General features: G+C 63.8%; 22 protein-coding genes. 12 read left to right on the top strand and 10 right to left on the bottom strand.

All coding sequences use genetic code 11. From position 1 onward, the window contains the following. The first annotated feature begins 19 nt into the window (after nt 1-19). A complete protein-coding gene (gene sutA, locus M5B42_RS24370; RefSeq protein ID WP_100942140.1) occupies nt 20-352 on the top strand; it encodes a transcriptional regulator SutA in 333 nt (110 codons plus the stop codon). Between the two features lie 132 nt (nt 353-484). Here the strand turns inward: sutA and M5B42_RS24365 are convergent, their stop codons facing one another. The 6 genes from M5B42_RS24365 to M5B42_RS24340 are packed head-to-tail and all read right to left on the bottom strand — an operon-like array spanning nt 485 to nt 5,083. Beyond that, entirely contained in the window at nt 485-1,192 is a 708-nt protein-coding gene (locus M5B42_RS24365; protein ID WP_248747243.1) for an HAD family hydrolase, read from the bottom strand. Then, the gene (gene xerC, locus M5B42_RS24360; protein WP_103499022.1) at nt 1,192-2,088 is read right to left on the bottom strand and encodes a tyrosine recombinase XerC; all 897 of its coding nucleotides are present in this window, start codon (nt 2,086-2,088) and stop codon (nt 1,192-1,194) included. Before xerC ends, M5B42_RS24365 begins: the two co-directional genes overlap by 1 nt. 2 nt (nt 2,089-2,090) lie before the next feature. Continuing rightward, entirely contained in the window at nt 2,091-2,816 is a 726-nt protein-coding gene (locus M5B42_RS24355) for a DUF484 family protein (RefSeq protein ID WP_103499021.1), read from the bottom strand. A 13-nt stretch (nt 2,817-2,829) separates the two neighbouring features. Beyond that, entirely contained in the window at nt 2,830-3,660 is an 831-nt protein-coding gene (gene dapF / locus M5B42_RS24350; protein ID WP_103499020.1) for a diaminopimelate epimerase, read from the bottom strand. 4 nt (nt 3,661-3,664) lie between these two features. Next, nucleotides 3,665-4,912 (bottom strand): diaminopimelate decarboxylase, encoded by a 1,248-nt coding sequence (lysA, locus tag M5B42_RS24345; protein WP_177100847.1) that lies wholly within the window; start codon nt 4,910-4,912, stop codon nt 3,665-3,667. Nucleotides 4,913-4,921: 9 nt separating this feature from the next. After that, a complete protein-coding gene (locus M5B42_RS24340) occupies nt 4,922-5,083 on the bottom strand; it encodes a lipoprotein (RefSeq protein WP_103499018.1) in 162 nt (53 codons plus the stop codon). Nucleotides 5,084-5,297: 214 nt separating this feature from the next. On the opposite strand from M5B42_RS24340, the gene cyaY reads away from it, so the two are divergent. The 3 genes from cyaY to rnk all read left to right on the top strand — a co-directional run bounded on the left by cyaY (nt 5,298) and on the right by rnk (nt 6,450). Further along, nucleotides 5,298-5,654, top strand: a complete 357-nt coding sequence (gene cyaY, locus M5B42_RS24335) for an iron donor protein CyaY (protein WP_103499017.1) — start codon at nt 5,298-5,300, stop codon at nt 5,652-5,654. Then, a complete protein-coding gene (locus M5B42_RS24330) occupies nt 5,654-5,878 on the top strand; it encodes a DUF1289 domain-containing protein (RefSeq protein ID WP_177101007.1) in 225 nt (74 codons plus the stop codon). Before cyaY ends, M5B42_RS24330 begins: the two co-directional genes overlap by 1 nt. Nucleotides 5,879-6,036: 158 nt before the next feature. Continuing rightward, nucleotides 6,037-6,450 (top strand): nucleoside diphosphate kinase regulator, encoded by a 414-nt coding sequence (rnk, locus tag M5B42_RS24325; protein ID WP_152736700.1) that lies wholly within the window; start codon nt 6,037-6,039, stop codon nt 6,448-6,450. 16 nt (nt 6,451-6,466) lie between these two features. Here the strand turns inward: rnk and M5B42_RS24320 are convergent, their stop codons facing one another. The 3 genes from M5B42_RS24320 to M5B42_RS24310 all read right to left on the bottom strand — a co-directional run bounded on the left by M5B42_RS24320 (nt 6,467) and on the right by M5B42_RS24310 (nt 10,197). Then, the gene (locus M5B42_RS24320; protein WP_248747242.1) at nt 6,467-9,313 is read right to left on the bottom strand and encodes a class I adenylate cyclase; all 2,847 of its coding nucleotides are present in this window, start codon (nt 9,311-9,313) and stop codon (nt 6,467-6,469) included. A 177-nt stretch (nt 9,314-9,490) separates the two neighbouring features. Further along, complete coding sequence (locus M5B42_RS24315; protein WP_100942130.1) at nt 9,491-9,736, bottom strand: TIGR02647 family protein; 246 nt, start codon at nt 9,734-9,736, stop codon at nt 9,491-9,493. Nucleotides 9,737-9,912: 176 nt separating this feature from the next. Then, nucleotides 9,913-10,197, bottom strand: coding sequence for a hypothetical protein (locus tag M5B42_RS24310; RefSeq protein ID WP_152736702.1), 285 nt, complete (start codon nt 10,195-10,197; stop codon nt 9,913-9,915). 125 nt (nt 10,198-10,322) lie between these two features. Here M5B42_RS24310 and M5B42_RS24305 point away from each other — a divergent pair, with 125 nt between their 5' ends. Further along, nucleotides 10,323-10,982, top strand: a complete 660-nt coding sequence (locus M5B42_RS24305; protein ID WP_248747241.1) for a glutathione S-transferase — start codon at nt 10,323-10,325, stop codon at nt 10,980-10,982. A gap of 180 nt (nt 10,983-11,162) precedes the next feature. Here M5B42_RS24305 and argH read toward each other — a convergent pair whose 3' ends face one another. After that, entirely contained in the window at nt 11,163-12,557 is a 1,395-nt protein-coding gene (gene argH / locus M5B42_RS24300; protein WP_103499013.1) for an argininosuccinate lyase, read from the bottom strand. A 185-nt stretch (nt 12,558-12,742) separates the two neighbouring features. Here argH and M5B42_RS24295 point away from each other — a divergent pair, with 185 nt between their 5' ends. The 7 genes from M5B42_RS24295 to M5B42_RS24265 all read left to right on the top strand — a co-directional run bounded on the left by M5B42_RS24295 (nt 12,743) and on the right by M5B42_RS24265 (nt 19,514). Then, nucleotides 12,743-13,825, top strand: coding sequence for a sensor histidine kinase (locus M5B42_RS24295; RefSeq protein WP_103499012.1), 1,083 nt, complete (start codon nt 12,743-12,745; stop codon nt 13,823-13,825). After that, complete coding sequence (locus M5B42_RS24290) at nt 13,822-14,568, top strand: LytTR family DNA-binding domain-containing protein (protein WP_100942125.1); 747 nt, start codon at nt 13,822-13,824, stop codon at nt 14,566-14,568. Before M5B42_RS24295 ends, M5B42_RS24290 begins: the two co-directional genes overlap by 4 nt. Before the next feature lie 139 nt (nt 14,569-14,707). Beyond that, on the top strand, nt 14,708-15,649 hold the full coding sequence (gene hemC / locus M5B42_RS24285; RefSeq protein ID WP_103499010.1) for a hydroxymethylbilane synthase: 942 nt from the start codon (nt 14,708-14,710) through the stop codon (nt 15,647-15,649). Further along, on the top strand, nt 15,646-16,413 hold the full coding sequence (locus tag M5B42_RS24280; protein ID WP_248747240.1) for a uroporphyrinogen-III synthase: 768 nt from the start codon (nt 15,646-15,648) through the stop codon (nt 16,411-16,413). Before hemC ends, M5B42_RS24280 begins: the two co-directional genes overlap by 4 nt. Before the next feature lie 18 nt (nt 16,414-16,431). Then, nucleotides 16,432-17,559, top strand: a complete 1,128-nt coding sequence (locus M5B42_RS24275) for a uroporphyrinogen-III C-methyltransferase (protein WP_248747239.1) — start codon at nt 16,432-16,434, stop codon at nt 17,557-17,559. Then, nucleotides 17,556-18,779 carry a heme biosynthesis HemY N-terminal domain-containing protein gene (locus M5B42_RS24270; protein ID WP_248747238.1) on the top strand — a complete coding sequence of 408 codons (1,224 nt, stop codon included), beginning with the start codon at nt 17,556-17,558 and terminating at the stop codon, nt 18,777-18,779. The genes M5B42_RS24275 and M5B42_RS24270 overlap by 4 nt, the downstream gene beginning before the upstream one ends. 225 nt (nt 18,780-19,004) lie before the next feature. Continuing rightward, the gene (locus tag M5B42_RS24265) at nt 19,005-19,514 is read left to right on the top strand and encodes a disulfide bond formation protein B (RefSeq protein WP_103499008.1); all 510 of its coding nucleotides are present in this window, start codon (nt 19,005-19,007) and stop codon (nt 19,512-19,514) included. The last annotated feature ends 8 nt before the right edge of the window (nt 19,515-19,522 follow it).

The raw sequence follows: 19,522 nt of genomic DNA, 5'->3' as shown, positions 1-19,522 counted from the left end.
GCAAGTCATGAGGTAGAACATGAGCGACGATGATCTGGAAAACGACGACCTCGAGGTCGGTGAAGACGACGAAACCGAAGAAGGTCTGGAAGCGGCGTCAGCTGAAGATGTAGATGTTGCCGATGACGACGGTGGTGATGCACCGGTACCGACTGCCAAGGGCAAAGCCAAGGCTGCGGTGTCGGTTGACGAACTGCCGAGCGTTGAAGCCAAGAACAAGGAACGCGACGCCCTGGCCAAGGCCATGGAAGAGTTCCTGGCGCGTGGCGGCAAGGTGCAGGAAGTCGAGGCCAATGTGGTGGCCGATCCGCCCAAGAAGCCCGATAACAAATACGGCAGCCGGCCTATCTGAGTCTCAGCGTCGGTTTTCTGCTTTGTTGAAAAAGCCCGCCGTCGCTGCGGGCTTTTTCATGGGCGGACAGAGGTGTTTGGCACCGGCTGCGCCGGTGATCGCGAGCAAGCTTGCTCCTACAGGGGCATGCGCTCAGGCAGGGATATTCCAACCGGCCAGCAGTGCCGGTAGCTCGCTCAGGCTGCGAACCTGTGCATCCGGCTGCCGCTCTGCTTCCCAGGCCTTGCCCGTCGGGTTGTACCAGATCGCCCGCAGGCCGGCCTGCTGGGCCCCGGCGATATCATCCCCGGGGTGATCGCCGATATGCACCGCCGCGCTGGCCGGGACATTGCCGCCGCGCACCAGGGCTTCGTGGAACAGCCGTGCATCCGGCTTGGCGATGCCGAGGTCTTCGGCACACAGCGCAAAGCGGAAATAGTCGGCGAGCCCGAGGCGGCGCACGTCGGCATTGCCATTGGTGACCACTCCCAGGGCAAAGGAGCGGCCCAAAGCCTCCAGGGTCGGCTCGACCTCCGGAAACACCTCGATCTGGTGCCGGGCGTGGATAAACACCTCGAAGCTCTCCTCCGCCAGCTGCGAAGCCTGCGCATGAGGATAACCGGCCTCTTCCAGGGCGTGGAACAGAACCCGCCGGCGCAAGGCGCTGATGCGGTGCTTGAGCGTCGGCTCCTTGAGCAATACCCGTTCGCGAATCGCCCACAGGTGTTCCACCGGCACGCCGCCCAGGTTCGGGGCATGCTCGGCCAGCCATTCACGCAAAACGGCCTCCGCGCTGTGGATAACCGGCGCGGTATCCCACAGGGTATCGTCGAGGTCGAAGGTGATCAGCTGAATCGTCATTACTCACTGTCCTTGCTGCGTTTGGCCCGGGGATGGGCGCTGTCATAGACGGTTGCCAGGTGCTGGAAGTCCAGGTGGGTGTAGATCTGCGTGGTCTTGATATCCGAGTGGCCGAGCAGCTCCTGCACGGCGCGCAAATCCTGGGACGACTCCAGCAGGTGGCTGGCGAAGGAGTGCCGGAGCATGTGCGGGTGCAGGTTCTGCCCCAGTTCTCGCTCGCCGGCGGCCTTGACCCGCAGTTGAATGGCCCGTGGACCCAGGCGACGGCCTTGCTGGCTGACGAATACGGCGTCGTCGGGGGGATTGCTCAGGGCGCGCAGCGGCAACCAGCTCTGCAAGGCTTCCCGGGCTTTGCGGCCGATGGGCAGGACGCGGGTCTTGCTGCCCTTGCCGTGAACCTGCACCAGGCCGTCGGCCAGGTCCAATTGCTCCAGATCGAGCCCGGTCAGCTCCGACAGGCGCAGGCCCGAGGAGTAGAACAGCTCGAGAATGGCCTGGTCGCGACGGGCGATAAAGTCATCCTCCACCCCGCCGTCCAGCAATTGCAGGGCGCGGTCGGTATCCAGGGTCTTGGGCAGGCGGCGTTCGCCCTTGGGCGGTGCCAGGCCGGTGGCCGGGTCGTGGGTGCAGAGGCCTTCGCGGTTGAGGTACTGGTACAGCCCGCGCACCGCCGACAGCAGGCGGGCCAGGCTGCGGGAGGACTGGCCCTGCTGGTGCAGGCGGGCGATCAGGCGGCGCAGGCGTTGGATATCCAAAGCGCTCCAGCTGCCGATCTGTTCCTTGGTGCAAAAGCCCAGGACCTTGTCCAGATCGCGGCGATAAGCCAGCAGCGTATGGGGCGACACCTGGCGCTCACTGCGCAGGTGCTCGCAGTAGGCGTCCAGCTGCCGCTCCATGGCTAGCGCACCGAGCGCAGGGCGGGGGTGAAGCGCGGAACCACGCGGCCCATGACTTCGGCGATGTAGCTGAGGAACAGGGTGCCCACCGAGCTTTTGTAGTGCTGCGGGTCACGGCTGGCCACGGCCAGGACGCCATGTACGCCCTGATAGCTGATGGCGACCACCGCGGTGGAGCCGATCTGCTTGCGTTGTTCTTCGCCGAACAGGAAGTCCAGCTCGTGCTCACGCAGGCTGCCGCTGATGCTCTTGCCTTCCGAGAGCAGGCCGCCGATGGCTTGCTGGGCTTCGGCATGGCTGACCCAGCGGCCCACCGGCATGGCGTTGTCGCCGAACAGGATCAGGCTGACGAAGGGCACCTGGAAGTCCTGGCGCAGGCTGTCTTCCACGGCCATGACCAGGTCATCCAGGCTGGTGGCGTCCATCAGCGCGAGGATCAGGCGGCGGGTCTTCTCGAACAGGCGATCGTTGTCCCGGGCCACATCCATCAGTTGCGACAGGCGATGACGCATCTCGATGTTGCGCTCGCGGAGGATCTTCATCTGGCGCTCGACCAGCGACACCGTATCGCCGCGTCGATGAGGAATGCGCAGCGCCGGCAGCAGTTCCTCGTGCTCGACGAAGAAATCCGGATTGGCCTCCAGATAGGCGGCGACCTGCGCCGCCTCAAGGCTCTGTGCAGGCGACTCGTTGGGCTGTTCGGCTGGAACCTGAGGCTGGTCGGTCATGGTATTGGCTCGCTTATAGACGCACTTGTCCTTCATACACCCGAACGGCAGGACCCGTCATCATCACCGGTTCGCCGACACCCGCCCATTCGATGGACAGGCGTCCGCCGGGCAGGTCGAGGGTCACCGGTGAATCCATCCAGCCCTGGCTGATGGCTGCCACCGCGGCGGCGCAGGCACCGGTCCCGCAGGCCTGGGTTTCCCCGGCGCCACGTTCCCAGACTCGCAGTTGTCCGCGGTGGCGGTCAATCACTTGCAGGAAGCCGACATTGACCCGGGCCGGAAAGCGCGGGTGATGTTCGATCTTCGGTCCCAGTTCATGCACCGGCGCGCTGTTGATATCGCTGACCCGCAGCACCGCATGGGGATTGCCCATGGACACGGCCGCCAGGTCGACGTTCTGGCCGTCGACATCCACGGCGTAGCTCGTGGCCTGTTGCTCGGCCTGGAACGGGATTTCGGCCGGCACCAGGCGCGGCGGGCCCATGTTCACGCTGATCTGGCCGTCCTGGCGGACATCCAGCTCGATGACCCCGCTCTTGGTTTCGACGCGGATCAGGCGCTTGGCGGTCAGGCGTTTGTCGAGCACGAAACGGGCGAAACAGCGCGCACCGTTGCCGCACTGCTCCACTTCCGAACCGTCGGAGTTGAAGATCCGATAGCGGAAATCCACTTCCGGATTGCTCGGTGCCTCGACGATCAGCAACTGGTCGAAGCCGATACCGGTGTGGCGGTCGCCCCATTGCTTGGCGTGCTTGGGCTGGATATGCGCGTGCTGGCTGACCAGGTCGAGGACCATGAAGTCGTTGCCCAGGCCGTGCATCTTGGTAAAACGCAGCAGCATGGTCTTACTCCGGCAGCAGGCTTTCGCCGGCATACAACTCGGCGAGCGTCTCGCGACGACGCACTTCGAACATCTGCTCGCCATCCACCAGCACTTCGGCGGCGCGGCCGCGAGTGTTGTAGTTGGAGCTCATGACGAAACCGTAGGCGCCGGCCGAGTGCACGGCCAGCAGGTCACCTTCCTCGAGGGCCAGCTGACGTTCCTTGGCCAGGAAGTCGCCGGTCTCGCAGATCGGCCCGACGATATCGTAGACCCGCCCGGCGGCTTCGCGCGGACGTACGGCGCTGACGCCCATCCAGGCCTGGTACAGGGCCGGACGGATCAGGTCGTTCATCGCCGCGTCGACGATGGCGAAATCCTTGTGTTCGGTGTGCTTGAGGTACTCGACCTGGGTCAGCAACACGCCGGCATTGGCGACGATATAGCGGCCCGGCTCGAACATCAGCCCCAGGTCGCGACCGGCGATACGCTCGCGCACGGCCTTGATGTAGTCGCCGACCAGCGGTGGCTCTTCGTCGCGATAACGCACGCCGACGCCGCCACCGAGGTCGATGTGCTGCAGGTAGATGCCGCATTCGCCGAGGCGGTCGATCAGCGCCAGCAGGCGGTCGAGGGCATCGAGGAAGGGCTCGAGGGTGGTCAGTTGTGAGCCGATATGGCAATCGACGCCCAGCACTTCCAGGTTCGGCAGCTGTGCGGCGCGGATGTAGACATCCTCGGCATCGGCAATGGCGATACCGAATTTGTTCTCTTTAAGGCCGGTGGAGATGTACGGGTGGGTGCCGGCGTCGACATCCGGGTTGACCCGCAACGAGATCGGCGCACGCACGCCCAGCTCGGCGGCCACTACTTGCAGGCGTTCCAGCTCGTCGGTGGACTCGATGTTGAAGCAGTGCACACCGACTTCCAGGGCGCGGCGCATGTCTTCACGGGTCTTGCCGACGCCGGAGAAGACGATCTTGTCGGCGCTGCCGCCGGCGGCCAGGACCCGCTCCAGTTCACCACGGGAAACGATGTCGAAACCGGCACCGAGGCGCGCCAGGACGTTCAGCACGCCCAGGTTGGAGTTGGCCTTGACCGCGAAGCAGACCAGGTGCGGCATGCCTTCGAGGGCATTGGCATAGGCGTTGTACTGCGCCTCGATGTGGGCGCGGGAATAGACGTAGGTCGGCGTGCCAAAGCGCTCGGCAATGGCGGACAAAGCTACACCTTCCGCGAACAGCTCACCGCCACGGTAGTTAAAAGCTTCCATGGTGATCCCTTAGTAGGTGTCGTGCTGGTGCGCTTTGGCCTGCGAGGACTTGGCCTGGTCGTCCGGGTTCTGGCTGCCATCGGGCAGATACAGCGGACCTTTTTGACCACAGGCGGAGACGAGGCAAGCGATCGCGAGGAGCGCAGCAAGGGAAGAGATCAGGCGCTTCATGGCGAAATCCTTTGAAAAAGCATTAATTGCGCCGGAGTATACCGGCCACCCGGCGGCTTGCCTATGCGGGCCGCTGCCCGTCCGGCGGCACCCGGGCACCGTTTGTGGATTATTGATGTCACTCTTGGCTTCACGTGGTTATGCTTTGCAATCGTCCGGGAGCGCTCGTATCTTGCGGCGCTTGAAGGGACACGCATTTTTCGAGGTTCGCGCAATGAGTTTGACTGAAGCCCGTTTTCACGATCTGGTCGATTCCACCCTGGAAAACCTGGAAGAAGTGTTCGATGAGAGTGGCCTGGATGTGGACCTGGAAAACTCCGCCGGTGTGCTCACCGCGAAGTTCGAAGGCGGCAGCCAGCTGATCTTCAGTCGCCAGGAGCCGCTGCGTCAGCTCTGGCTGGCGACGGCCAAGCCCACCGGTGGTTATCACTTCGAGTACAAGGAAAGCAGCAGCGAGGATGAAGACGGCAGCTATTGGTTCTGTGTGAAGAGCGAAGAGAAGCTCAACGAGATCCTGGCGCGCTTTACCCTGGAACAGGCCGGTGTCGACCTGGACTTCGAAGAGATCTGATCGTGACGCAGCAAACCGCTCCGGCACGCCCCGCCAAGCCGTTGTACAGCAACGTCAGCCCGGCCGTGCCGTCGCCTTGTGTGAGCCTTTGTCGGCTGGACGAGCAGAAAATTTGTATCGGCTGTTTTCGGCACGTCGAGGATATCCGCGAGTGGCGCGCGGCGGATGATGCGCGCCGGCGGGAGATCTGCGAGCAGGCCCGGCAGCGCCAGGCGCAGGCCTGACGGATTGTCGGGGGCAAACCCCTTCCGCCTCGGGTTGTGTATTTACGCCGCTGTGGTAGTGTCCGGGTACGCCTTGTGTCGACGAGGCCTGTGAAAACCCCGCCTTTCGTGGCGGGGTTTTGCTTTTATCGTGCAGAAAAAAGGAGTCTGCCTGGATCATGAGCACCGCACCTTCCATCATCCTCACCCGCCTTGACGTGCAACGTCTGGAGCGCCTGATCGACAGCCTGGACGAAACGCTGCCCGGTGTCATCGCGTTGCAAGCCGAACTGGACCGTGCCGACAGCGTGGTAGGCCACGAAGAAGTGCCGGCCGGTGTCGTGACCATGAATTCCCGGGTGCACTGCCGTGAAGAGGTCAGCGGCAAGGATTATCGCCTGACCCTGGTGTACCCGCAGGACGCCAATGCCGATGAAGGGCGGATTTCCATTCTCGCGCCGGTGGGCAGCGCCTTGCTCGGTTTGCAGGTCGGCCAGCACATCGATTGGCCCGCTCCGGGCGGCAAGACCCTGAAGCTGAACCTGCTGGAAGTGGAATATCAGCCGGAAGCCGCCGGCGACTTCCACCTCTGAGCCCACCCTGGCGCCCTCAGACCTGGTCCAGTGCCAGGTTCAGCGCGCTTTCCAGTTCGGCCTTGTAGCGCAGGTAGAGATTGCTCGAACCCTGTCCGTCACCGATCAGCGCACTCAGGTCCAGGTCGGTGATGTAGCAGCGGTAGCGTTCGATTTCCCGGCGCTGCCCGACGATTTCCCGGGCGACCGTGATAAACAACTGGTCGCCGTATTCCAGTTCGGAAAACTCCCGCTGATTGCAGTACAGGGTGACCTGGACCGTATCCGTCCCGGTTTTGCCGACAATCGCCTGGACGTCATAGAACGGCTTGTTGACCGGGGTTTGCGGCGCCGGCCGGGGTTCAATCCGGCGTGCTCGCCCGGGTCCCGAGGGCAGCACCTGGTAGTAGAGGATTTCCAGCGCCGCCGAAGACGCTGTCGTCTCCATGGGCATCAGCGCCTCGCGGCGGTAGAGAATCGACTGCAGGAAGCGTTGCAGCGGCACCAGCAGGCTTTGCTCGTCATGGAACGGCAGGCGCTGTTGCCAGAGGGCATTGAACTCATCCAGCACGTACAGCTCGGCGTAGGTGTCGTTGATCCGGTAGAACACCTGCACGCATTCGGGCTGGCCGATGGGCAGCACCTGCGCCAGGTCGTGCTCCTCCATCGCCCGGATGTCCACGTACAGCGGGCTGTAGGCGGACAGTTCCTGGTTCAGGTAGCTGAGCAACTCCGCCAGGCTGTCCAGGGCGATATGTTTGACACGGCCCTGCACCAGCTCCAGGACGTGATAGTGCTGCTGGACCTGGACCAGATAACGATGATTGAGGTTGCCGAGCAACAGTTCCTGGGCGGTGTTGAGCACTTCCTCGACCCGTTGGGCGATGAACTGCGCGCGGTTGTGGCAGAAGCAGCGCACCCGCAAGCGCGGCAGCTGGCGCCCGACCGGCAGGTGGTTGAGGTAGTTGCACAGGCAGTCGAGCAGCGCGTGAGGGCCGTCGTAACGGTTGATCAGCACTTCGTTCCAGCTGTTGAGCGTGACCTGGTCGAGGGTCAGCACCAGGTTTTCCCTGACGCCGGCGTAACTCAGGGAGTCGGTGCGCTCGGTGGTCATCAGGATATTCAGGTCGCGGTGGTGCTTGAGCGGGTCGACCCCGATATTCACTAGGATCAGCACTTCGGCCGCAATACTCGGGCGCAGCAACTGGTCCTCGCTGACGCTGCCCAGGGGCAGGGCGATGGTCTGTTGCAGGCTGCCGAGCAGGTTGAACAGTTCGAACTCGGTCAGGTCGCTGCTGCCGGGGTGCAGCGACAGGCGTGTGGTGGGGTCGATCACACCATTGCGATGACTCCAGGCCAGCAGTTCCAGCAGTTCGCGGCTGCGCTTGATCGGGGCGAAGTTTTCCCATTCGAGGGCATTCAGGCTGCCGTTGTACAGGGCCCAGTGGGTTTGCCCCGGTTCCTTGCGGTTGGGCGACTGGACCAGGGTAAGGGTGTCTTCGGCCAGGTCCGGGGCGATGCCGGGGTTGATGAACTCGATCTTGCCGGCCTTGCGCTCGAACGCGGCGTACAGACGGCGGCCGAGGACATTCAGGTCGCGCTTGTTGATCAGGCTGACTGCCTGCTCGGTGCGGGCGAACTGGGTCAGGAAGCGGTAGCTGTAGTTGAGTTCGTTGACCAGGGCCCGGCGTTCGGCGCTGACCTGGCGGACCTTCCACTGGCTGCGGCTGTCGAGCAGCGCCAGTTGCCGGCGGTCCCAGCCCCACTCGGCGGCCAGTCGCATCAGCAGCAGGCGCTGCCAGCTCTGGTTGCGCGTGCTCTGGCCGGTAAGCTTGCGGTTGACCTTCAGGTACAGGCTGCGCCGCACCAGTTCCAGGCGTTCCGGTTCATTGCGGGCCTTGAGGTACTCCTCGATACGTCGGTAGACCACGACATAGGGGTCCAGCTCGTCGAGGTCCAGGTGATTGGCGAACACCGCCTGCTTGAAGCGCAGGCTCAGGCACTCGACGTGGGGATGTTCGCTGGCGTAGACCTCGATCAGCAGCAGCTTGAGCACCGATTTGTAGGGCGACTCGATGCCTTTGAACAGTTGCCAGAGCCCGGCGCCGATAAATTCCCCCGGCGGAATCCGCGCCAGATGGCCGAGGTCGAGGGTTTCGTTGGCGCGGATAAAGCGCTTGGACAACAAGGTGTGGGTGTACTGGTCGTAGTGCTGTTCCTCATACACCGGCACCAGCCACCACAGCGGCGTGCGCCCGGCGAGCCAGATGGCGGTGCGGTAGAACTCGTCCAGCAACAGGTAATGCTGGGTGGTGCCGCAGTCTTCCGAACTCAGTTGCGTATCGCGCTCGCCGCGCACGAAGCGGCTCGGGTCGATCAGGAAGAAATGCGCTTCGGCGCCCTGGCTGGCGGCCCACTCCTCCAGCAGCTGGCACTTCTTGCGCAGTTCGGCCAACTCGCCCTGGCTCAGATCGCTGGCGTGGCAGACCCACATGTCCATGTCGCTCTGCTCGGCCTGGGCCAGGGTGCCGAGGCTGCCCATCAGGAACAGGCCGTGGATCGGCCGCGGTGGATTGCCGTGGCGGGTCTTGTAGGAAAACGAGCGGGTCAGGCGCTGGGCTTCGGCCAGGGCCAGCTCGCCGGGCTCATAGTCCGACAGTCCGGCCGGTGTGCTACCGGAGACATAACCGGGCAGCAACGGGTGATTGACGTGGAAAAACAGCGGCAGCAGGTTGAGCACCACCTGTTGGCGTGGTGACAGACCTTCGAGGGCACGACTCATGCGCCCCTGGTTGAGCTTCAGGAAGCGCGCACGCAGTTGGCTGAGGACTTTGCGATCGATTCCCTCGTCCAGGTTCGGGCGAATTTCGTGGGTACGCGTCATGTCTAACTCAAACCGGCTCGCGGGGCTCGAAAGGAAGGGGTTCGCAAGGGTGGCAGTTTAGCGCCGAAGTGCCAGGACGCTTAAACAGAATTTCTTCGTGCTGCCGGTTTTTCAGTGTTTTTGTCGTCGGCGCCCGCGAGATCCGGCAGAAGGAGATCCCGTGGGCGCGGCGAAGGGTCAGGCGGCTTCTTTGATCGCCAGGATGGTCAGCAGGCCTTGGGCATGCTCGGCTGCGTCACGGCCCAGGCTGGTCAGGTAACCGCCGTCGGCTTGGGTGATCAGCTCTTTCTCGAACAGGCGTTGGGCGGCGGCGATGGCTTTTGGCGCGGCGGTCTGATGAATTTTCAGGCCTTCCTGGGAATTGCCCAGATTGAACAGTGCAAGGATTTCCAGTTCGGCAACCAACTCAGGGGTATACGACATAAGGACTCCAGACTTTCTAGGAATTATTGGACGACAGCGCCCCTAAGGTGATCGCAGTTGAGCGCTCTGTCCAGTCTTCGATGTGGATGCGGTCGAACGGTGGGGACAGCGCCCCGGGACCGAGTGGTGAGGGGGCGATATCAGTGTAGACAGGGGGCGCTGCAAATCCAGTGGGGTTACTGAATCTCGGGAGGCAGTTCCGGCAGGGCACGCAAGGCGGTCTCGTACCATTCTGTATTGAACGGGCGATCTTCATCCAACATCGCATCGATCTCCACGGCCAGCACGTGGGCCATCAGGTTGAGGATCTCTTCGCGCTCGTAACCCACCAGGGTCAGCTTGTTGAAGATCGCCTTGGCCGCCGGCGGGTTATCGGTCTCGATCTGGTTTTCGATGGCCTGGACCAGGGTGCTTTCGGCGAACGCTTCGTCGTCGTTGTCGATATCGGTTGGCTCGCTCATGGCGGACTCCTCAAGGAAAGGCGGCCAGTTTAACTGCATTCAGGGGCGTGATGCTGCTGGCGAGAGAGCCTTCGAGGTTCTATAACTGCCGGGGCCAACCCCCTGCACGGCCTGGAGGCTTTGTGATGCTCAAACTTTATGGATTCGCGGTCAGCAACTATTACAACATGGTCAAGTTGGCGCTGCTGGAAAAGGGCCTGCCTTTCGAGGAAGTGCCGTTTTATGCCGGGCAGACCCCGGAGGCTCTGGCGATAAGCCCCCGTGGCAAGGTCCCGGTGCTGGGCGTAGAGCAGGGTTTTATCAACGAAACCGCGGTGATCCTGCCCTATATCGATGACACCCAGCCGGGGGTGAAGCTGCTGCCGGCCGATCCTTTCCAGCGGGCCCGGGTGTTGGCGCTGGCCAAGGAAATCGAGTTGTACATCGAGTTGCCGGCGCGGGCGTCGTTCGCCGAGGCCTTCTTCGGGATGCCGGTGCCGGAGGCGATCAAGGAGAAGACCCGGGCCGAATTGCTGCTGGGTTTTGCCTCGCTCAAGCGTCATGGCTCGTTCGGCCCTTATGTGGCGGGCAGCGAGTTCAGCGTGGCGGATATCTACTTTCTCTACAGCGTCGACCTGGCCTGCGCGGTCGGCCAGAAGCTGTTCGGGATTGATTTGTTGGCCGAGATGCCTGAGGCCAAAGCGTTGCTGGAACGCTTGCAGCAGTGGCCGAATGTGCGGCGGATAGCCGCGGACAAGGAAGCCGGGATGCCGGCGTTCCTGGCGATGGTTGCGGCCAAGAAATAGCTTTGTAGCGCTCATCAGGACGCCATCGCCGGCAAGCCGGGCTCCTACAAGGAGCGGGGCTCGACGGTATCTCGCGGTGAAACACGGTTCTGTGGGAGCCGGCTTGCTGGCGATGGCGCCCGCAAGATCAATACAAGGCTTGCCGGCCTCATCGTCGGCAAGCCGGCTCCTACACAGGGATCAGCGGCTGGCGAGCAGCGCCTGACCGCGGGCAACGGCCAACTTCACCTGCGCCGGTGCAGTCCCGCCGATATGGTTGCGGGCATTGACCGAGCCTTCCAGGGTCAATACCGCAAACACGTCGTCATCGATCTGGTCGCTGAACGTACGCAGTTCTTCCAGGCTCATTTCCGCCAGGTCCTTGCCGGTTTCCACGCCGTACTTCACCGCATGGCCGACGATCTCGTGGCAATCACGGAACGGCAGGCCACGACGCACCAGATAATCCGCCAGGTCGGTCGCGGTGGAGAAACCCCGCAGCGCCGCTTCGCGCATCACCGCGTGCTTGGGTTTGATCGCCGGGATCATGTCGGCAAACGCCCGCAACGAATCACGCAGGGTGTCGGCGGCGTCGAACAGCGGTTCCTTGTCTTCCTGGTTGTCCTTGTTGTAGGCCAGCGGCTGGCCCTTCATCAAGGTCAGCAGGCCCATCAGCGCGCCGAACACCCGGCCGGTCTTGCCGCGCACCAGCTCTGGCACGTCGGGGTTCTTCTTCTGGGGCATGATCGAGCTGCCGGTGCAGAAGCGGTCCGGCAGGTCGATGAACTGGAACTGCGCGCTGGTCCACAGCACCAGCTCTTCGGAGAAGCGCGACAGGTGCATCATCGCGATGCTGGCCGCCGAGCAGAACTCGATGGCGAAGTCACGATCCGAGACGTTGTCCAGGGAGTTGCCGCCGACCGCGTCGAAGCCCAGCAGTTGGGCGGTGTATTCACGGTCGATCGGGTAGGTGGTGCCGGCCAGCGCCGCGCTGCCCAGGGGCATGCGGTTGGTGCGCTTGCGGCAGTCGACCAGGCGTTCGTAGTCGCGGCTGAGCATTTCGAACCAGGCCAGCATATGGTGCCCGAAGGTCACCGGCTGGGCGGTCTGCAAGTGTGTGAAGCCGGGCATGATGCTGCCGGCTTCGCGCTCGGCCTGTTCCAGCAGGCCTTTTTGCAGGCGGGTGATTTCAGCCAGGATCAGGTCGATCTCGTCCCGCAGCCACAGGCGGATATCGGTGGCCACCTGGTCGTTGCGGCTGCGACCGGTGTGCAGCTTCTTGCCGGTGATACCGATACGGTCGGTCAGGCGCGCTTCGATATTCATGTGCACGTCTTCCAGGTCCACGCGCCAGTCGAACTGGCCGGCCTCGATTTCACCCTGGATGGTTTTCAGGCCGTCGGCGATGCTGTCGCGTTCGGCATCGGTCAGCACGCCGACCTTGGCCAGCATCGTGGCGTGGGCGATGGAGCCCATGATGTCGTGGCGATAGAGGCGCTGGTCGAACGTGACGGAGGCGGTGAAGCGTGCGACGAAGGCGTCGACGGGTTCACTGAAGCGGCCGCCCCAGGACTGGTTGGTCTTGTCGGTGCTCATGGATTCGCTCGTGATCTGCTGAAAGTGGGTTGCCGGAAAAGTTGTCACCGATCATAACAGGGTTGCGCCGAGGCCCGTCAGCCGGCCGGCGTGCACAGGGTGGATTTGCGGTCGTGGTGGATTAAATTTCGACCGAATCTGTCGAACGGCTTGTCGGCACGGGCGCGGGCGCAGAGACTGGGCCTATGCCTATTTCACGATCGACCGAAGGGCGTGACGCGCCCGCGACCCAGGAATTCTTCCTTCCGGAACTCTGCCTGCCCGAGGCGCTGCTGGTGCTGGTGGTGTTGGCCGAGCTGCTGGTCATGGTGCTGGTGCTGGCCGAGCCGATGCCCGTCGGTTTCGACTGGGTGCGCCTGGCGCTGACTTCCTTGTATGTGCAGTGGATCGTGCTGTTGTCGGCAGCGTTGTTGTGCAGTGCGCGGGCCTGGTTGGCGCGCTTGCGCCCGGGGCTGGCCGGGGTGCTGTGCTGTGCCCTGGTGGTCGGGTTGAGCCTGGCCTGTACCGGCCTGACCGAGTACTTTTCCCTGGCCGGCCCGCCCTCGGGTGAAGGTACGCTTGGGCACTATCTGCGCCATGGTTTGATCAGCCTCATCATGTCGGCCCTGATGTTGCGCTACTTTTATCTGCAGAGTCAGTGGCGTCGCCAGCAGCAGGCGGAGTTGCAGGCGCGCATCGAAGCCTTGCAGTCGAGGATCCGCCCGCACTTCCTGTTCAACAGCCTGAACAGCATCGCCAGCCTGGTGGTGAGCGATCCGCGACAGGCCGAGCAGGCCGTGCTGGATCTGTCCGACCTGTTCCGCGCCAGCCTGGCCAGGCCCGGCAACCTGGTGACCTGGCGTGACGAGCTGGAATTAGCGCAACGATATTTGTCGATTGAGCAATATCGTCTTGGCAACCGTCTACAGTTGGACTGGAGGGTGGGCACAATTCCAGAGGATTTGCCGATCCCGCAATTAACCTTGCAACCACTGTTGGAAAACGCTCTGATCTACGGCATCGCACCGCGCATCGAAGGCGGCGTGGTCAGGGTCGAAGCCGACTACAAAGAGGGAGAGTTCATATTGTGTATCAGCAATCCCTACGACGATGCCGCACCGCGGCAGGTGTCGGGCGGTACTCAATTGGCACTGGCAAATATCGGTGCCCGACTTACGGCACTTTTCGGGCCTCGCGCTAGTCTTAGCGTGGATCGCCGTGACGGTCGTCACTTCACCTGTCTACGCTATCCTTGTGCGAGACTCACGCAGGAATCCAGTGCAATATGAATGTCCTGATCGTTGATGACGAACCCCTGGCCCGCGAGCGCCTGAGCCGTTTGGTCGGCGAACTCGAGGGTTACAGTGTCCTGGAGCCCAGCGCCACCAATGGCGAAGAGGCATTGTCCCTGATCGAGAGCTTGAGGCCCGATGTGGTCCTGCTCGATATCCGCATGCCCGGCCTCGATGGCCTGCAAGTGGCTGCGCGGTTGTGCGAGCGCGAAGCACCGCCCGCCGTGGTGTTCTGCACCGCCCATGACGAGTTTGCCCTGGAAGCGTTCCAGGTCAGCGCCGTGGGTTACCTGGTCAAGCCGGTGCGCGCCGAGCACCTGCTCGAAGCGCTGAAGAAGGCCGAGCGTCCCAACCGCGTGCAACTGGCAGCCCTGACACGACCCGCCGCTGAATCCGGTGCCGGTCCGCGCAGTCATATCAGCGCCCGCACCCGCAAGGGCATCGAGCTGATTCCCCTGGACCAGGTGATCTACTTCATTGCCGACCACAAGTACGTGACCCTGCGCCACGAGGGTGGCGAAGTGCTGCTGGACGAGCCGTTGAAGGCCCTGGAAGACGAGTTCGGCGACCGCTTCGTGCGTATCCATCGCAACGCGCTGGTGGCCCGCGAACGCATCGAGCGCCTGCAACGTACGCCGTTGGGCCACTTCCAGCTGTTCCTCAAGGGCCTGGGCGGTGACGCGCTGATCGTCAGCCGACGCCATGTCGCCGGCGTGCGCAAGATGATGCAACAGCTTTAATCCGTGCCTTGCGCGTGGCGCAAGGTACCGTCTACCCGGTATTTCCAGGCCAGGGAGGCCGCTTATTGGCTGATACAAGTCAAAGCGGGCCGGGCCGAGCTGTTATTATCTGCCGTATCTATTCAGTACGGATCGATCCATGTCTTCTCGCGAAATCCGCATCGCTACCCGTAAAAGTGCGCTGGCCCTGTGGCAGGCCGAATACGTCAAGGCCCGCCTGGAGCAGGCTCATCCCGGTTTGTCGGTGGTCCTGGTCCCCATGGTCAGTCGCGGCGACAAGCTGCTGGACTCACCGCTGTCGAAAATCGGCGGCAAGGGCTTGTTCGTCAAGGAGCTGGAAACCGCGCTGCTCGAGCACGAGGCCGATATCGCCGTGCATTCGATGAAAGACGTGCCGATGGATTTCCCCGAAGGCCTCGGCCTGTTCTGCATCTGCGAGCGCGAAGACCCGCGCGATGCCTTCGTTTCCAATACCTTCGCCAGTCTTGAGGATCTGCCGGCCGGCAGCGTGGTCGGCACTTCGAGCCTGCGCCGCCAGGCACAATTGCTGACCCGTCGGCCTGACCTGCAGATCCGCTTCCTGCGTGGCAACGTCAACACCCGCCTGGCCAAGCTGGACGCCGGCGAGTACGACGCGATCATCCTCGCCGCCGCCGGCCTGATCCGCCTCGGTTTTGAAGATCGCATCACCTCGGCCATCAGTGTCGAAGACAGTTTGCCGGCCGGTGGCCAGGGCGCGGTGGGTATCGAATGCCGCAGCGCCGACACGGAAATCCATGCCCTGCTGGCACCCCTGCACCATGCCGACACCGCCGTGCGGGTCACCGCCGAGCGCGCCTTGAATAAACATCTGAACGGCGGTTGCCAGGTGCCGATTGCCTGTTACGCCGTGCTCGAAGGCGAGCAGATCTGGCTGCGTGGGCTGGTCGGCGATCCCAAGGGCGGCCTGCTGCTCAGTGCCGATGCCCGGGCGCCGCAAGCTGATGCCCAGGCCCTCGGCGTGCAGGTCGCACAAGCGCTGCTGGCCCAGGGCGCGGACGCGATTCTCCAGGCCGTCTATGGCGAGGCTGGCGAAGAGTGAGTGGTTGGCGCCTGTTGTTGACCCGGCCGGCGTCAGAGTCGGCGGAGCTGGCGAGCGCCCTGGCCGCGGCCGGGATGTTCAGCAGCAGCCTGCCGCTGCTGGAGATCGAACCCGTGCCCCTCGACGGTGCCGGGCGGACGATGATCTACGACCTGGCCCACTACAGTGCGGTGATCGTGGTCAGCAAGCCGGCGGCGCGCCTGGCGGTTGAGCTGGTGGACCAGTACTGGCCGCAGCCGCCGTTCCTGCCATGGTTCACGGTGGGTGCCGCGACTGCGGGGATCCTCGCCGATTACGGCCTCGAGGTTGATTATCCCGCCGAGGGCGACGACAGTGAGGCCTTGTTGGCGTTGCCGACGTTGCAGCAGGCGCTGGCGTGCCCCGAGCCGCGGGTATTGATCCTGCGCGGAGAGGGCGGACGCGAGCTGCTGGCCGAGCGTTTGCGCGGCCAGGGTGCTAGTGTCGACTACCTTGAGTTGTACCGTCGGCTGCTGCCCGAGTATGCCGAGGGCATCCTGGCCCAGCGTGTCGCGGCGGAACGCCTGAACGCCCTGGTGGTCAGCAGTGGGCAGGGTTTTGAACACCTGCTCCAGTTGGCGGCGACGGCCTGGCCGGAACTGGCGCGCCTGCCGTTGTTTGTTCCAAGCCCGCGGGTGGCCGAAATGGCCCGCGCCGCAGGGGCCCAACATGTGGTGGATTGTCGTGGTGCCAGTGCCACGGCTTTGCTAGCGGCGTTGCGGGAGCATCCCGTACCCGCTCTCTAGAATGCAAAGGATGGACACGTGAGCGAAACAGCCTTGCCGAAAGAAGAAGCCCAGCCGGTGGTCGATACCCCGGTTCAATCGCCGGTGGCGCCCGTGGCGCGTCGTGGCAATGGCCTGGCGCTCCTCGCCCTGTTGCTCGGCGCCGCCGGCGCGGCGGCGGGTGGCTGGGGTGTCTGGCAGGTGCGCAACCTGCAAGCCAACCATCAGCAGCAGAGCGGACAACTGCAAGACCTGGGCAGCCAGGCGCAGTCCCTCAAGCTGACCGAACAGCAACTGGCCGCGCGCCTGGATCAGTTGCCGGGTGCCGGTGAACTGGAGGAGCGTCGTCGCCTGGTGACGCAGTTGCAGGGCGATCAGCAGCGTCTGAACCAGAAGCTGGAAAGCGTGCTGGGTGCCAGCCGCAAGGACTGGCGCCTGGCCGAGGCCGAGCATCTGCTGCGCCTGGCCAGCCTGCGCTTGTCGGCGTTGCAGGACATCACCAGTGCCCTGGCCCTGGTGCAGGGCGCCGACGATATCCTGCGTGAACAGAACGATCCGGGCTCCTTTGCCGCCCGCGAGCAGGTGGCCAAGAGCCTGGCCGCGCTGCGCAGCACCGGGCAACCGGACCGCACCGGCCTGTTCCTGCAACTGGGCGCCTTGCGCGACCAGTTGCCCCAGCTCAACGAGCTGGCGCCGGAGTACAAGGATCGCGGCGACTCCCTGCTCGGCCTGACCGCCGACGGCGATGGCGCCAGCCGCTGGGCCCTGTGGTGGGATGAGATCTCGCGTTATATCCGCATCGACTTCAATGCCAACAAGAACATCCGGCCGTTGCTCGCCGGGCAGAGCCTGGCGCAGGTCCGTCTGGCCCTTGGCCTGGCCCTGGAACAGGCCCAGTGGGCCGCCTTGAACGGTCAGGCCGGGGTCTACACCCAGGCCTTGACCGAGGCCCGCGACGTGCTGACCGGTAGCTTCAATCCGGACAATCCGCAGAGCAAGGTCATGCTCGAGCGCCTGGCCGAGCTGAGCAAACAGCCGGTGACGGTGGTCACGCCTGATCTGGCCGGAACCCTGGCGGCGGTGCAGGCCTATCTCGAGCGGCGACATGTCGAGATCGAGACCCCGGTCAGTCCGAGCGTGACCCCGGTCGAGGGGACCAGCCCATGAAGCGCTTCCTCCTGATCCTGGTACTGGTCGTCGCCATTGCGGCGGGCCTCGGCTATGCGATCTCGCGGCACGCGGGTTACGTCCTGATCGCCTATGACAGCTTCCGTTACGAATCGAGCCTGTGGGCCTTCCTGGCCGTGCTGCTGCTGGCATGGCTGGTGCTGTGGCTGGTGAAATTCCTGGTGGGGTTGGTGACCACCTCGGGCTCCGTGGCCAATCCCTGGTCCCGGCGCAATCGCAGCCGGCGCACCCAGGTGGCCATCGAGCAAGGCCAGATGGACCTGGCCGAGGGCCGCTGGGCCAGTGCCCAGCGCCATTTGCAACGGGCCGCCGAGGCCGAACGCCAGCCGCTGCTGTACTACCTCGGCGCGGCCCGGGCGGCCAACGAACAAGGCAAGCACGAGGAGTGCGACAGCCTGCTGGAGCGCGCCCTCGACCGCCAGCCCCAGGCCGAGTTGGCGATTGCCCTCAGTCACGCGCAGTTGCAAGTGGACCGTGGCGACAGCGAGGGGGCTTTGAATACCCTGCAGGCCATGCACGAGCGTCATCCCCATAGCATCCAGGTCCTGCGTCAGTTGCAGCGCCTGTATCAGCAACGTGGCGACTGGTCGGCGTTGATCCGTCTGTTGCCGGAGTTGCGCAAGGACAAGGTGCTGGCCAAGGCTGAACTGGCCGAGTTGGAACGCCGTGCCTGGGGTGAGAATCTGAGCCTGGCGGCCCAGCGCGAGGACGGCGAAGCGGGCCTGCAGGCGCTGGAGCGGGCCTGGCAGCAATTGAGCTCGGCCCAGCGCCAGGAGCCGCCATTGGTGCTGGCTTATGCCGAGCAACTACGCCAGCTCGGCGCCGACGCCCAGGCTGAAGAAGCCCTGCGCGAGGCGCTCAAGCGCCAGTACGACAGCCATCTGGCACGTCTGTACGGCTTGTTGCGCGGACGTGACCCGGCCCGACAGTTGCAGACTGCCGAAGGCTGGTTGAAAGACCATCCCGAGGATGCCAGCCTGTTGCTGACGCTGGGACGCCTGAGCCTGCAAAACAGTCTGTGGGGCAAGGCCCGCGACTACCTGGAAAGCAGCCTGCGGGTGCAGCGCCACCCTGAAGCCTGCGCGGAGCTGGCGCGACTGCTGGCCCAACTCGGTGATACCGAGCGCAGCAACCAGTTGTTCCAGGAGGGCCTGGGTCTGTTGGACAAGCGTCTGCTGGCCTCGCCACTACCGGTGTGAGGTGGCCTGGAAGACGGGATGCGGCTTCAGGCATCCCGTCTTTGCGTGTCAGGATGCTTCCCTTGCCGTGACGAAGTCTGATTCCTACTTCTGGATTAATGGTTTCATAGGATGTCCGTCGGTAATTCCTTACAGGCTTAAGGAATTGTCTGCTCTGGCTCGCCTTGAAAGGGCCAAGGGCTTTCCTCTACCGTAACTGCCTGTCTCTCCTGTTACGGATAAGCCATGTTCTTGGCCCGCTCACGTTCTCTGTTCTCCCTGGCCTTGTTGACAGGTGCCCTGGTCATGGGGGCGTCGCTGTACCTGGAGCGTGTGACCGGGCTGGAGCCTTGCTCGCTGTGCATCGTCCAGCGCTTTTTCCTCGCCGGGTTCTGCCTGGTCAGCCTGGTGGCGGTGCTGCACGGCCCGGGCCGTATCGGCCGCTGGGTCTATGGTGGCCTCGACCTGCTGCTGGCCCTCGCCGGTGCCGCCACGGCGGCGCGGCAGGTCCTGTTGCAGCGGGTGCCGGCCGAGCAGCTGATGATCTGCCAGCCTGACCTGCATTGCCTGATCCAGCAGGTACCCACCCTCCAGGCGTTCAAGTTGATGTTCCGGGCCACGGCCGAATGCGCGGAGATCCAGTGGACCCTCTTTGACCTGAGCATTCCCGAGTGGAGCCTGCTGGCTTTCGTGGGTATGAGCCTGCTGATGATCTATCAGCTGGTGGGGCCGGATTCGGTGTCGGGCGGGGCGTAAAAGTAACC

The organism is Pseudomonas sp. MWU12-2037, assembly GCF_023242345.1.
Lineage (GTDB): Bacteria > Pseudomonadota > Gammaproteobacteria > Pseudomonadales > Pseudomonadaceae > Aquipseudomonas > Aquipseudomonas gingeri_D.
Note: the sequence above shows the minus strand (reverse complement) of the source record. Positions and strands in the feature narration are given on the sequence as shown.